The organism is Butyrivibrio sp. AE2032, from assembly GCF_000702965.1.
Genome location: NZ_JNLF01000005.1, coordinates 1,140,151 through 1,154,784, shown reverse-complemented (window position 1 = coordinate 1,154,784; position 14,634 = coordinate 1,140,151). Strand labels below are relative to the sequence as shown.

General features: G+C 50.3%; 7 protein-coding genes. 5 read left to right on the top strand and 2 right to left on the bottom strand.

The window, feature by feature from the left end:
• Window positions 1-15 precede the first annotated feature (15 nt).
• The 3 genes from BO18_RS22860 (at window position 16) to BO18_RS22850 (ending at window position 5,317) form a co-directional block, all read left to right on the top strand.
• A complete protein-coding gene (locus BO18_RS22860) occupies window positions 16-1,482 on the top strand; it encodes a glutamate synthase subunit beta (RefSeq protein ID WP_034449912.1) in 1,467 nt (488 codons plus the stop codon).
• Between the two features lie 34 nt (window positions 1,483-1,516).
• The gene (locus BO18_RS22855) at window positions 1,517-3,619 is read left to right on the top strand and encodes a glutamine synthetase III family protein (RefSeq protein WP_034449910.1); all 2,103 of its coding nucleotides are present in this window, start codon (window positions 1,517-1,519) and stop codon (window positions 3,617-3,619) included.
• Between the two features lie 105 nt (window positions 3,620-3,724).
• Window positions 3,725-5,317 carry a CTP synthase gene (locus tag BO18_RS22850; RefSeq protein ID WP_034449908.1) on the top strand — a complete coding sequence of 531 codons (1,593 nt, stop codon included), beginning with the start codon at window positions 3,725-3,727 and terminating at the stop codon, window positions 5,315-5,317.
• A gap of 4 nt (window positions 5,318-5,321) precedes the next feature.
• Here BO18_RS22850 and BO18_RS22845 read toward each other — a convergent pair whose 3' ends face one another.
• Window positions 5,322-5,735 carry a type II toxin-antitoxin system VapC family toxin gene (locus tag BO18_RS22845; RefSeq protein WP_034449906.1) on the bottom strand — a complete coding sequence of 138 codons (414 nt, stop codon included), beginning with the start codon at window positions 5,733-5,735 and terminating at the stop codon, window positions 5,322-5,324.
• The gene (locus tag BO18_RS22840; RefSeq protein ID WP_034449904.1) at window positions 5,719-6,183 is read right to left on the bottom strand and encodes a helix-turn-helix domain-containing protein; all 465 of its coding nucleotides are present in this window, start codon (window positions 6,181-6,183) and stop codon (window positions 5,719-5,721) included. Before BO18_RS22840 ends, BO18_RS22845 begins: the two co-directional genes overlap by 17 nt.
• A 388-nt stretch (window positions 6,184-6,571) precedes the next feature.
• Here BO18_RS22840 and rpoB point away from each other — a divergent pair, with 388 nt between their 5' ends.
• Complete coding sequence (gene rpoB, locus BO18_RS22835; protein WP_034449902.1) at window positions 6,572-10,513, top strand: DNA-directed RNA polymerase subunit beta; 3,942 nt, start codon at window positions 6,572-6,574, stop codon at window positions 10,511-10,513.
• 18 nt (window positions 10,514-10,531) lie between these two features.
• Entirely contained in the window at window positions 10,532-14,566 is a 4,035-nt protein-coding gene (rpoC, locus tag BO18_RS22830) for a DNA-directed RNA polymerase subunit beta' (RefSeq protein WP_066738426.1), read from the top strand.
• The last annotated feature ends 68 nt before the right edge of the window (window positions 14,567-14,634 follow it).

The following is a 14,634-nucleotide window of genomic DNA, read 5'->3' as shown; positions in this document are numbered from 1 at the left end:
GCTGGGGAGGATCGTATGGGTAAAGCTACAGGTTTTTTGGAATACGACAGGCACGAGGACTCCTGGGTATCTGAAGAGAAAAGGATCACCGGCTTTGAGGAATTCCACAATCATTTAAACGAAGAAGAAAGACGCTGCCAGGCAGCAAGATGCATGGATTGCGGCGTACCGATGTGCCAGTCGGCCATCTGCCTCAAGGGTATGGTAACGGGATGTCCCTTACATAACGTTATCCCCGAGTGGAACGACGAGATCTACAAAGGACATTACGAAGCGGCATTGGGAAGGCTTCTGAAGACATCGAACTTCCCTGAGTTCACCGGAAGAGTTTGTCCCGCACTTTGCGAAAAGGCATGCATCAACGGAATAAATTCAGGAGCAGTTACGATTCACGATAACGAGCTCTTCCTCATAGAAAAGGGATATGAGATGGGTTACATGAAGCCCAGGATCCCTAAGACCAGATCGGGAAAGAAGGTCGCAGTAATCGGCGCAGGCCCTGCGGGACTCGCAGTTGCAGACCAGCTCAACCACAGAGGTCATGAGGTCACGGTTTTCGAGCGCGAAGATCAGATCGGAGGCTTACTGATGTACGGCATTCCGAACATGAAGCTCGACAAGAGCGTGATCGAGAGAAGAAGAAAACTGATGGAAGAGGAAGGTGTCATCTTCAAGACCGGAGTCGATGTAGGTAACGGTGCCTCTTTCGAGAAGATAACAGATGAATTCGATGCGGTAGCTCTCTGCTGCGGATCAAAGAAAGCAAGAACTATTACCGCAAAGGGTTCAGAAGATTGTAAGGATATGCATCTTGCTGTTGATTTCCTTAAGTCTGCGACCAAGGACCTTCTTTCAGGAAAGGCAGGCAAGTGGACGATAAGTGCCAAGGACAAGAACGTTGTTGTTGTCGGAGGCGGTGATACCGGAAACGACTGCGTAGGAACATGCATAAGACAGGGCTGCAAGAGCATCACACAACTTGAGATGATGGCAAGGCCGCCCAGGGAAAGACAACAGAATAACCCCTGGCCTGAGTGGCCCAAGGTCGAGAAGACCGACTACGGACAACAGGAGGCCATCAAGGTATTCGGTTCCGACCCGAGAATATATGAGACAACCGTAAAGGAACTCATTACTCAAAAGGGAAAGCTTAAAGAGATCAAGACAGTCAAAGTTAAGTTCGAAGACAGAAAACTGGTCGAGGTCGAAGGAACCGAACAGACAATAAAGTGCGATCTCCTGATCATAGCTGCAGGCTTTGTGGGATGCGAAGACTACATTGCGAAGGAAAGCAAAGTCGAACTTACACAAAGAGGAACGGTTAAGACAGAGCCCGAACAGTATAAGACTTCGATACCGAAGGTGTTCACGGCAGGAGACATGCACAGAGGCCAGTCGCTCGTTGTGTGGGCCATAACAGAAGGAAGGCACTGCGCGGCTGAGATGGACAGATTCCTGATGGGTTACAGCCCGCTGATCTGATAAACAAGTTATTAAATTTTAGGAGGAATATATTATGGAAACTAAGTCTGTACCGGAAATGTTCGGTGAAAACGTCTTTGACGACAGAGTGATGAGAGCGGTCTTGAGTGAGGATGTTTATCAGTCACTCAGAAAGACTATCGATGAGGGCGCCAAGCTTGATACCAAGGTTGCCGAGCAGGTGGCAACGGCAATGCGTGACTGGGCACTTTCAAAGGGTGCGACACATTTTACCCACTGGTTCCAGCCTTTGACAGGCGTTACCGCTGAGAAGCATGATTCATTCATCGAGCCTTCACCTGACGGTGGCGTAATAATGGCATTCTCAGGAAAGAACCTCATCCAGGGCGAGCCTGACGCATCCTCATTCCCGACAGGCGGCATCAGAGCTACTTTCGAGGCAAGAGGATATACGGCATGGGATCCTACGTCTTATGCTTTCATCAAGGATAAGACACTCTGCATCCCTACGGCTTTCTGCTCTTACACAGGCGAAGCTCTCGATAAGAAGACACCTTTGCTCCGTTCAATGGAAGCTTTGAACAAGCAGGCTCTCCGTATCCTGAAGCTTTTCGGAAACGAAGACGCAAAGTACGTTCATACATCAGTAGGACCTGAGCAGGAGTACTTCCTCATCACAAAGGAAATGTACGACAAGCGTCCCGACATCAAGTACACGGGCAGAACACTCTTCGGCGCCAAGGCTCCCAAGGGCCAGGAGATGGACGACCATTACTTTGGCGTTATTAAGCCCAAGGTACAGGAGTTCATGAACGATCTTAACCAGGAACTCTGGAAGCTCGGCATCCTCGCAAAGACAGAGCACAACGAGGTTGCTCCCGCTCAGCACGAGCTTGCTCCGATCTATTCCTCAACGAATATCGCCACTGACCAGAACCAGCTCATGATGGAGATCATGCAGAAGGTTGCCGCACGTCACGGTCTTGTCTGCCTCCTCCACGAGAAGCCGTTTGCAGGCGTTAACGGATCAGGTAAGCATAACAACTGGTCAATGTCGACAGATACAGGTATCAACCTCTTAAGCCCCGGCGCTACTCCTTATGAGAACGCTCAGTTCCTGCTTTTCCTCTGCGCAGTAATCAAGGCAGTTGACGATTATCAGGATCTCCTCCGTCTCGCGGTAGCTACTGCAGGCAACGACCACAGACTGGGCGCCAACGAGGCACCTCCGGCAATCATCTCCATCTTCCTTGGCGATGAGCTCACCGCCATCCTCGACGCCATCGAGAATGACACACCTTATGCAGGTGCAGAGAAGAAGATCATGAAGCTCGGCGTTGATGTATTACCCAGATTTGCACGTGATACAACAGACCGTAACAGAACATCACCTTTTGCTTTCACGGGCAACAAGTTCGAGTTCAGAAGCCTCGGTTCCTCCAACAGCATCGCCTGCGCAAACATGATGCTCAACGCAGCTGTTGCAGAATCCCTGAAGATCTATGCCGACAGACTTGAAGGCGCTGAAGATTTCGAGACGGCACTTCACGACATGATCAAGAAGACCATTAAGGATCACAAGAGGATCCTCTTCAACGGCAACGGATACGACGATGCATGGGTCAAGGAAGCCACAGAGGTCAGGGGCCTGTCCAACTACAAGACAACACCTGACTGTATGCCTCACCTCCTCGACGAGAAGAACGTTAAGATGCTCACGGCTCATAAGGTCTTCACAGAGGCAGAACTCAAGTCCAGAGTCGACATCATGCTCGAAAACTACAGCAAGTCAGTCCTCATCGAAGCTAACACGATGCTCGAGATGAGCAGACGCATGATCCTCCCGGCCATCGAGTGCTACGAGAACAAGCTCGCAGGAGCAGTTGCGGCAAAGAAAGCAGTAGCTCCTTCAGTAGCCTGCGCTTATGAAGGCGACATCATCGCCAAGCTCTCCGACCTCGCAGACAAGGTCTATGCCGGAGCTAACGAACTCGAGAAGGCGATCAGCGCGGCAAACGGCGAATCCGACATCATCGCAGAGAGCTTATCGATCAAGGACAACGTCATTACTGCAATGAACGATATCCGTAAGGCAGCCGATGAGGCCGAGACATATGTCTCCAAGGAATGCTGGCCGCTTCCTTCGTACGGCGACCTGCTCTTCAGCGTAAAATAACAGATCCTCATATTCCACCCAACTAAGTAACCCCCGGAGCTTTCGAGCTCTGGGGATTACTTAGAATTATGTTTAGAGAAAAAATAAGAAAAGAGATGAAGACGTATGACTAAGTATATATTTGTAACCGGAGGAGTTGTTTCAGGATTAGGTAAAGGGATAACGGCCGCTTCGTTGGGCAGGCTCCTTAAGGCGAGAGGTCTTAAAGTGGCGGCTCAGAAGCTCGACCCGTATATCAATGTCGATCCGGGAACCATGAGCCCCTACCAGCACGGTGAAGTCTACGTCACTGAAGACGGCGCGGAGACGGATCTCGACTTAGGTCACTATGAGAGATTCATCGATGAAGACCTCAACAAATATTCAAACCTCACATCCGGTCGAGTCTATTGGAACGTCCTCAACAGAGAAAGAAGAGGCGAATACCTGGGCTCGACTGTTCAGGTTATTCCGCATATTACCAACGAGATCAAGGAATTCGTTTACCGCGTCGGCAAGAAAACTAACGCAGACGTGGTCATCACCGAGATCGGAGGAACGGTCGGCGACATCGAGTCACAGCCCTTCATCGAAGCCGTAAGACAGATATCGCTCGAAGTAGGAAGGGAGAACAGCCTCTTTATCCATGTAACCCTCGTTCCCTTCCTCAGAGGTTCTGATGAGCACAAGTCGAAGCCTACCCAGCACTCCGTAAAGGAACTGCAGGGAATGGGAGTTAACCCGGGCGTCCTCATCTTAAGGTGCGACGAGCCCCTTGAAGACGAGATAATGAAGAAGATCGCGCACTTCTGCAACGTTAAGGAAGACTGCGTTATCGAGAACATCACGCTGCCTGTCCTTTATGAGGCACCTCTCATGCTCGAGGAGGCAAACTTCTCCGAGATCGTCTGCAGGGAACTGGGTCTTGAGACCAAAGAGCCTGACCTTACACACTGGAAAGAGATGGTCGACAAGATCCATCACATCGAAAGGGAAGTAAAGATCGGTCTCGTAGGCAAATACGTACACCTCCACGACGCATATCTCTCAGTTGCCGAAGCTCTCAAGAGCGCCGGCTATGCCAATGACGTCAAAGTGGTCATCGAATGGATCGACTCCGAGCTTATTAATGAGAACACCGTAAGCGATATGCTTTCCGGCATGGACGGAATAATCGTGCCCGGCGGTTTCGGCGACCGCGGTATCAACGGCATGATCCTTGCTGCCAAATACGCGCGCGAAAATAATATACCTTATTTCGGTATCTGCCTCGGAATGCAGATAGCCGTCATTGAATATGCCAGAAATGTCCTGGGTATCGCAGATGCCAACTCGGGAGAGTTTGACGAGCAGTGCTCCAACAAGGTAATAGACTTCATGCCCGGCCAGAGCGACGACATCGACAAGGGCGGCACGCTCCGTCTTGGCGCATATCCCTGCAAGATCGCTCCGGACAGCCTGCTCTATGCCTGCTACAGCGAAGATGAGATACAGGAGCGCCACAGACACAGATATGAGGTCAACAACGACTACAGGGCGCGTTTTGTAGAGAGCGGCGCACGTTTCGCGGGCACGGCTCCGGACGATTCGCTCGTTGAGGAGATGGAGATACCGGGCCACAGGTTCTATCTGGGCGTCCAGTATCACCCCGAGTTCAAGTCCAGACCGGACAGGGCGCATCCTATATTCAAAAAGTTTATAGAAGCCGCAAAAGGTTAAATCCTCAGCCAAGTAACTCCAGAAGTTCTTCTGGAGTTACTGCTTTTACGGGGCCGTTCCCGAAGTCCTGGATGTTGCGGGTTACGATATAGTCTGCGTCAATGGATCCGGCACAGGCGTATTGAATCGCGTCTTCAAAGTCGGTGATATCGTCGTTGGCGAGAGCTTTATCAATAATCTCATCTGTTATTATTGCGGTGTTGAGATATTTTCTTATTTCTTTTATGTATTCTTTCCTTAGAGCAGGCGACATAGCTTTCCTGAGAATGTAGAAAATATCGCAGAATGAGCGCGATGAGAGATAGCCGGTTACTTTTGAATCAGCGCACAATTCTATAACACTGAGAGATTTTTCCATAAATGGTTCACGGTGTGCAGCGACATCGATAATTATATTAGTATCAATCAGTAAGACCATATTTGCGCCTCAATTCTGCTTCTAAAGTCGCTTTATCGTCATAGCCTATATCCATTGGGTTGGACAAAGCCACTGTTCTTTCAAATGCCGCTCTTTTTCTTTGGCGCTCCTCTTCTTTCAGTTCGTCAGCATAAGATTTGATCCTTTTCAGGTCATCCTCACGCAGCGTATCCAAGGTACTGTTGATATCAAGAGTGATTTCAGACGCCGGTCCTTTGCCGCAGGGAACTATAGCGAGGGTATAGCCCATGGCTTCGAGCATCCTGAGCATGGTATCAAGCCTGGGGCTCGTGCTCCCGTTTTCGATCCTGCCGATGGCGGCCTGGTGCATGTTTGCCTTTTTGGCTATCTCGGCCTGGGACATGTGTCTCTTTTTCCTTACCTTGATAAAATCATCGATTATTCCGCGTTCCATCTTTACGGGATCCGTATGTTCATTAAGTGCCATATCAATACCTCCTGCCGAAATAATAACATTTTCGATATAATTATAACGAATAGGCAAGTGATGTTCAATTCGGACGGGAAGGAAAAGGTGGTGAGGTCCTTTATATTGGCTCTTTTCGCGGCCTCCGGGCCGGCAAAATGGCGTATTGGTGAATAGTGCCATAGTTTTTGGGTATCGAAATAACAAATTGCCCCATAGCGCACAAAAAAAGATGTTGACAAGAATTGTTTGGTTCTATATAATTCTTTACTGCGTCGTAATGGGTTTGGGCAACTATGCCCTTTTCTCTTGACGGAAGAGGATTTTTATGATAAATAAAAATACTTTTCAACCAAGAAACCGCTTAAACCTATGGTTTTTAAGCTTTGTGTGAGGTGATTCGTTAACAATGGTCCATTCCGTAAAACAAGGCAAGACAGAGCGACAGTCGTATTCCAAGATCAAAGAAGTAATCGAGGTGCCTAACCTTATCGAGAACCAGAAGCAGTCCTATCAGTGGTTCATCGACGAGGGTATGCAGCAGATATTCGACGAAGTATCGCCGATTACTGATGAGCAGGGCAAATACGAAGTCTATTTTGTCAGCAAGGTCTTCGACACTGAGAATCCCTGTGATCCCACAGGCAAGGAGAAGGAAGGCAAGGGTAAGAAGAACAAGGAAGCAAAGTCTGCCGTTAAGCTTACCAAGTCGGCTATTATCGACAGCTGCAAGAAAAATGACAGCAACTATGCCGCTCCTTTAAGCATTCAGCTCAGACTCCACAACAAGATCGACGGAACAGTTACTGATGAGACAGCTTTCGTCGGCAATTTCCCTATCATGACAGATCAGGGTACATTTATTGTCAACGGCGCGGAGCGTGTCGTCATCAACCAGATCGTAAGATCTCCCGGCGCTTATTACAGCGAGATGAGATCCAAGATGGGTAACAGACTTCTTTCCGCTGAGCTCATTCCTTACAGAGGATCCTGGATCCTTATCGAAGAGGATGAGAAGGAAAGCAAGCTCAACGCTAAAGAGAGAGCTCTTAAGGCTGCAGGTTCTCCCGATGCAAACACAGATCCCGATGAATATAACCTTATCTACATCGTAGTAGATAAGTCCCATAAGATTTCCCTCTCAGTATTCCTGAGATGCCTTGGCCTCGTAAAGAACGAGGACATCATTGCCATGTTCGGTGATGAGGAGTGCCTCAGGATGACACTTGAGAAGGACGAGACTGAATTTGCCGCAGATCCCCAGACTGCAGCATTCGCAGAGTTCTTCAAGAAGGTCCGCAACAACGAGCCCTTCTCTGTTGAGAACGCAAGAAGCATCCTCAACAAGACATATTTCGATTCCCTCAGATATGATCTTGAGAGAGTCGGTATCTACAAGGTCAACAAGAAGTTCGAGCTTTCCGCAAGAATCATCGGAAGCAAGACTGCTGACAACGTAGTAACGGATGACGGCGAGCTCATCTGCAAGAAGAACACCGTCATTACCGAAGAGATCGCCAAGAAGATCGAAGATTCAGGCGTTATGGCCGTTCAGATCTTCCCCAGAAAGCTCGTTCGCGCAGCTGATGAGGATGAGTTTGAAGAAAAGCCGCTCAAGGTTATCGGCAACGGCAGGGTAGACGCTGAGGTCTTCATCGCAAACAGCATCACAAAGACAGAATTCAAGAAGTTCGATATCACAAGGACAGGCATCAACGAGAAGGTCAGAGCCGGTGTCCTCAGAGAGATCATCGAGCAGGTCAAGGCCGAGAGCAAGAATGACGTTGCCGCAAGACTTGAGGCAGCCATGGCTGAGCGCAAGGAAGACCTTATGCCGAGAAATCTCACTGTTGACGATATCTATGCGTTCGTTTCCTACTACATCGGACTGCACAGAGGCGTCGGCAGGATCGACAACATCGACCACCTGGGCAACCGTAGAGTCAAGTCTGTAGGCGAGCTCCTCCAGAACCAGCTCCGTACAGGTATCCAGAGAGTCGAGAAGAATACAAGAGACAGGATCTCACAGATCTCCAGCAAGGAAGGCGAAGTCGTTACGGCATCCAGCCTTGTCAACACGAGACCTTTGAGCGCCGCTTTCAGAGAGTTCTTCGGATCGTCACAGCTTTCAGCTTTCGCCGATCAGAACAACCCGCTGGCCGAGCTTACGAACAAGAGAAGACTTTCGGCTTTGGGTCCGGGCGGTATCTCACGTGAGAGAGCATCGATGGAAGTCCGCGATATCAACCCTACACACTACGGGCGTATGTGTACGATCGAGACACCGGAAGGTCAGAACATCGGTCTCATGACCTCCCTTGCTATCTATGCACGCATCAACAAGTACGGATTCATCGAGACTCCTTACAGAAAGTACGACAAGGAAGCTCACAGGGTTACTGACGAAGTTGTCTACATGTCCGCTGACGAAGAGGACGAGTTTAACATCGCCCAGGCCAACGAGCCTATCGACGACGAGGGCCGTTTCATCGGCAAGAAGATCGTCTGCCGTTATCTGGACCAGTTCCTGCAGCTCGATCCCGATCAGGTCGACTACATGGACGTATCTCCTAAGCAGCTCGTATCCGTATCAACATCACTCATTCCGTTCCTCGGAAACGACGACGCTAACCGTGCCCTCATGGGTTCGAACATGCAGCGTCAGGCCGTACCGCTCATCAAGCCTGAGGCACCGATCATCGGAACAGGTATGGAATACCGTGCCGCAAAGGATTCCGGCGTATGTATCGTCGCTTCACACGACGGTGTTGTATCCTTTGTAGCTTCAGACAAGATCGAAGTAACCTGTGCTGACGGCACCGTAGACACCTACATGCTCGCCAAGTATCAGAGATCCAACCAGAGCACATGCATCAACCAGCGCCCGATCGTTGCGATGGGCGAGAAGGTAAAGGCCGGCGATACGATTGCAGACGGTCCTGCAACCGACAACGGCGAGCTTGCTCTCGGACGTAACGTTCTCATCGGATTCACCACATGGGAAGGTTACAACTACGAGGACGCTGTTCTCGTAAATGAAAGAATCGTAAGAGATGACGTTTATACGTCCATCCATATCGAAGAGCACGAGTGCGAGGCACGTGAGACAAAGCTCGGTGCCGAGCAGATCACAAGAGAAGTTCCGAACGTAAGTGACGACGCTCTTTCCAACCTCGACGAGAACGGTATCGTAATGATCGGTGCCGAGGTCAAGGACGGAGACATCCTCGTAGGTAAGGTTTCACCTAAGGGCGAGACAGACCAGACAGCAGAAGAGAGACTCTACAAGGCTATCTTCAACGAGAGGGCAAGAGAAGTTAAGGATACTTCAAAGCGTGTTCCTCACGGCGGTTCCGGCGTAGTCGTTGACGTTGTTGTTTCCACAAAGGAGACAAACGGCAACCTCAAGAACGGTGTAGACAAGAGAGTCCGCGTATATGTCGCCCAGAAGAGAAAGCTCTCCATCGGCGATAAGATGGCAGGACGTCACGGAAACAAGGGTGTCGTTTCAAGAGTACTCCCTGAAGAGGATATGCCTTTCTTACCCGACGGTACTACACTCGACATCTGCCTGAACCCCTTGGGCGTTCCTTCCCGTATGAACATCGGTCAGCTCCTCGAGGTACACCTCGGACGTGCTGCCAAGGCACTCAACTGGAAGATCGCAACACCTGTATTCGACGGTGCGAACGAGAACGACATCGCTGATGCTTTCGAACTCGCAGGTATCGATAAGGACGGTAAGACCGTACTTTACGACGGACGTACGGGTGAACCTTTCGAGAACAGAGTAACGGTAGGTATCATGTACTACATGAAGCTGCACCACCTTGTCGACGACAAGATGCACGCAAGATCCACAGGACCTTACTCACTCGTTACACAGCAGCCTTTGGGCGGTAAAGCCCAGTTCGGCGGACAGAGATTCGGTGAGATGGAAGTTTGGGCACTCGAAGCTTACGGTGCTGCTCATACCCTCCAGGAGATCCTCACGGTCAAGTCCGACGATATCGAAGGCCGTTCAAAGACATACGATGCCATCATCCGCGGCAAGAACATTCCTGAACCGGGTATCCCTGAGTCCTTCAACGTCCTTGTCAACGAGTTAAAGGCTTTGGCATTGGATGTACGTACATATACAGACGATAAGGAATATATCGTTGAGGAGAGAGAATCTTACGACAATTACAGCGAAATGGATGAGTCGACAAGAGCTCTGCTCGACGGCGAGGATGCAGAGTCTCCTTCCGATATCTTCAGCGAAGGTTTCGTAGAGGCAGATGCTGAGGGCCATATCAAGGAAGAGGATTCCGACATGATGGACGATTCCTTTGAAGATGACGACATTTAAAGGAGATAGAAGAAAGATATGAATAATGCAAATCATCTTACTAAAATCAGTATTCAGCTTGCTTCTCCCGAGGTCATCAAGAGCTGGTCACACGGCGAAGTAAAGAAGCCTGAGACCATCAATTACCGTACACAGAGACCTGAGGTCGACGGACTCTTCTGCGAGAAGATCTTCGGACCCACAAAGTCCTGGGAGTGCCGCTGCGGCAAATACAAGAAGATCAGATTTAAGGGTTATATCTGCGACAAGTGCGGCGTCGAGGTAACAAAGAACACGGTTCGCCGTGAGAGACTCGGCCACATCCAGCTCGCCACACCCGTATCACACATCTGGTACTTCAAGACCCAGCCTTCAAAGATCGGTACACTGCTCGACCTTACAGTTAAGCAGCTCGAGAGCGTTCTTTACTACTCCAAGTACATCGTAATCGATCCGGGCAACAGCGTTGAGACCGGCCTCAACAAGTATGACATCATCTCTGAAGATGAATATAAGAGAGTAAGAGAGAACTGCGGTAAGGATTCTTTCGTTGCAAAGATGGGTGCCGAGGCTATCAAGATCCTTCTTGCAGAGCTCAACATCGATGAGATCATCGAGCAGCTCAAGCAGGATAAGACAGGATCGGTAAGCACTCAGAAGAGACTCAAGATCAACAAGAGACTTGAGATCGCAGAAGCTTTCAAGGCTTCAGGCAACAAGCCCGAGTGGATGATCCTTGACGTAATCCCCGTTCTCCCTCCGGAACTCCGTCCTATGGTACCGTTGGACGGCGGCCGTTACGCTACTTCAGATCTTAACGATCTCTACAGAAGAGTTATCGGAAGAAACAACCGTCTCAAGAAGCTTTTGGACCTTGGCGCTCCTGAGATCATCGTAAGAAACGAGAAGAGAATGCTCCAGGAAGCTGTTGACGCTCTGATCGACAACGGCCGTCACGGCACACCTGTAAAGGGTTCCACGTCCGCTACGAGCAACAGACAGCTCAAGTCACTCTCTGACATGCTCAAGGGTAAGCAGGGCCGTTTCAGACAGAACCTCCTCGGTAAGCGTGTAGACTACTCCGGACGTTCCGTTATCATCGTCGGACCTGAGCTCAAGATGCATCAGTGCGGTCTCCCTAAGGAGATGGCATTGGAGCTCTTCAAGCCCTTCGTAATCAAGAAGCTCGTCGAACTCAACGACAAGCTCAACATCAAGACTGCAAGAAGACAGGTAGACGCAAGAGTACCTGAGGTATGGGACATCCTCGAAGAGATCATCAAGGATCATCCGGTACTTCTCAACCGTGCTCCTACGCTCCACAGACTTTCCATCCAGGCATTCGAGCCTGTACTCGTTGAAGGCCGTGCCATCAAGCTCCATCCGCTCGTCTGCACAGGCTTTAACGCAGACTTCGACGGTGACCAGATGGCTGTACACGTACCGCTCTCCGCTGAGGCACAGGCAGAGGCAAGATTCCTCATGCTCTCAACGAACAACCTCCTGAAGCCTCAGGACGGTAAGCCGGTTACGGTTCCTACACAGGATATGATCCTCGGCTGCTACTACCTCACAATGGAAGTAGAGCACGATAAGGGTGAGGGCATGGTCTTCTCCTCCATCGACGAGGCTCAGATGGCATATGACGAGCACCAGATCACGCTCCATAGCATGATCAAGGTCCGCATTAGCAAGGAAGTAAACGGAAAGATGGAGACGGGTCTCGTAGAGTCCACACTCGGAAGATTCATCTTCAACCAGATCGTTCCCCAGGATCTCGGATTTGTCGACAGAACAAAGCCTGAGAATCACCTTAAGCTCGAGATCGACTTCAAGAAGCTCAGCGAGCAGAAGGAGAAGGCTGCAGAGTCCAAGGCAAAGGATCCTGACAAGGAATTCAAGTTCGAATTCGCTCTCGGCAAGAAGAAGCTCGAGAAGATCATCGCAAAGTGCATCGCCATCCACGGCCTCGAGAGGACAACGATATTCCTCGATGACGTTAAGGCAATGGGCTATAAGTTCTCCACCATCTCCGGTATCTCCATCGGTATCGAAGACATGATCATCCCTGACATCAAGGATAAGATGATCGCTGAAGGTGACGAGAGAGTCGAAGAGATCAACGAAGCTGCAGAAGAAGGATTCTTCACAGAGACAGAGCGTCACAACGAGGTCACGAAGATCTGGTCTGAGACGACAAACAACATCACCAAGGCTTTGATGGACAACCTGGACATCTACAACCCGATCAGGATGATGGCTGACTCCGGCGCCCGTGGTTCCAACAACCAGATCAAGCAGCTCGCAGGTATGCGTGGCTTGATGCAGGATACGACAGGTAACACGATCGAGATCCCGATCAAGTCCAACCTCCGTGAAGGTATGAACGTGCTCGAGTTCTTCATCTCCTCACACGGTGCACGTAAGGCCCTCTCCGATACGGCTCTCAAGACAGCCGAATCTGGTTATCTTACAAGACGTCTCGTCGACGTTGCCCAGGCAGTCGTCGTTACAGAGGAAGACTGCGGTACTGATGACTTCACATGGGTCAAGGAGATCACAGAGGTTTCCAACAAGCACGTTAACGTCATCAAGTCCCTTAACGACCGTCTCTATGGCCGTTATGCAGCTGAAGATATCGTAAATTACCAGACAGGCGAGATCATCGTTAAGAAGAACGAGCTGATCGACGCACTCAAGGCAGAGGAGATCTGCAAGTCTGTTGACCAGGCTAAGAAGGAAGCCGATGAAGCCAGAAAGGCTGTCAAGGAATCCGTCAAGATCAAGGGCGCTGAGACACCCGAGAAGATCGCCGAGCGCGACAGAAAGATCGCTGCAAAGGTTGCCGAGGCTGAGGCTGCAGGCAAGATCCTTTCGAGACAGCAGATCGAAGATCTGGGCAAGCTCAAGATCAGATCAGTATTCGACTGCCGCTCCAGAAGAGGCGTCTGCTCCAAGTGCTACGGTATCAACCTTGCTACAGGCCGTCCTGTTGCAGTCGGTGAAGCTGTCGGTATCATCGCCGCACAGTCCATCGGTGAGCCTGGTACACAGCTTACGATGAGAACGTTCCACTCCGGCGGTATCGCTGCTTCCGGTGAAGATATCACACAGGGTCTCCCCCGTGTTACCGAGATCTTCGAAGCAAGAGATCCTAAGGGTCACGGCATCATCTCTTCCGTTCCGGGTTCTGTCAAGATAGTTGAGAACGAGAAGACAAAGCAGAAGACGATCGTTGTAACTCCTGTTTACGACGAGGGCATCGATCCCATCCTGGATGCAAAGGGCAACCCCATCGAGAAGATGGAGTACAAGGTTCCTTCACACGCAACCATCACCGTTACAGACGGTCAGGTCATCGAAGCAGGCGACCAGATCATCGACGGTAAGATCGATCCTAAGGAGATCCTCAGAGTTAAGGATATCCGTGCCGTTCAGAAGTACATCATCTCCGAGATCACAAAGGTTTACTACACCGGTGGTGGTGTAAACATCAACGATAAGCACATCGAGATCATCACAAAGCAGATGATGAGAAGAGTCCAGATCGACGATCCGGGTGATACAGGCTTCATGACAGGTACGACTGTTGACTGGTATAACTTCATTTCCAGGAACAGGGATATCGAAGAGCAGAACAAGCAGATCGAGAACGAGGACGAGAAGCTCAGACCCGCTAACGGCAAGACGATCCTCCTCGGTATCGCAAAGGCTGCAAGCGCATCTGACTCCTTCATGTCCGCCGCATCCTTCCAGGAGACTGCAAAGGTTCTCACAGACGCAGTCATCAAGGGCAAGGTCGATCCGCTCATCGGTATCAAGGAGAACGTCATCATCGGTGCGCTCATCCCTGCAGGTACCGGTATCAAGGCACACAGCGACATCACAGCTGTCCCCGTCATCAAGGCTAATGCCAAGCTCATCACAGGCCATGAATATGGTGAGGGAGAAGGCGATACAACACTCTTCGCCAACGATTACCTCGACCAGGTTCAGGCAAGGAACGAGCTCCTCGATGAGCAGGACCGCCTGGATTCACAGCTCGAAGCTGACGGGATCAAGGAAAAGAAGTAACTTTTTTGTCCCGTAATTGTAAAGCAACAGCGGGTATATAGAGTTTATAATGACGCCGGAGGAGTTTA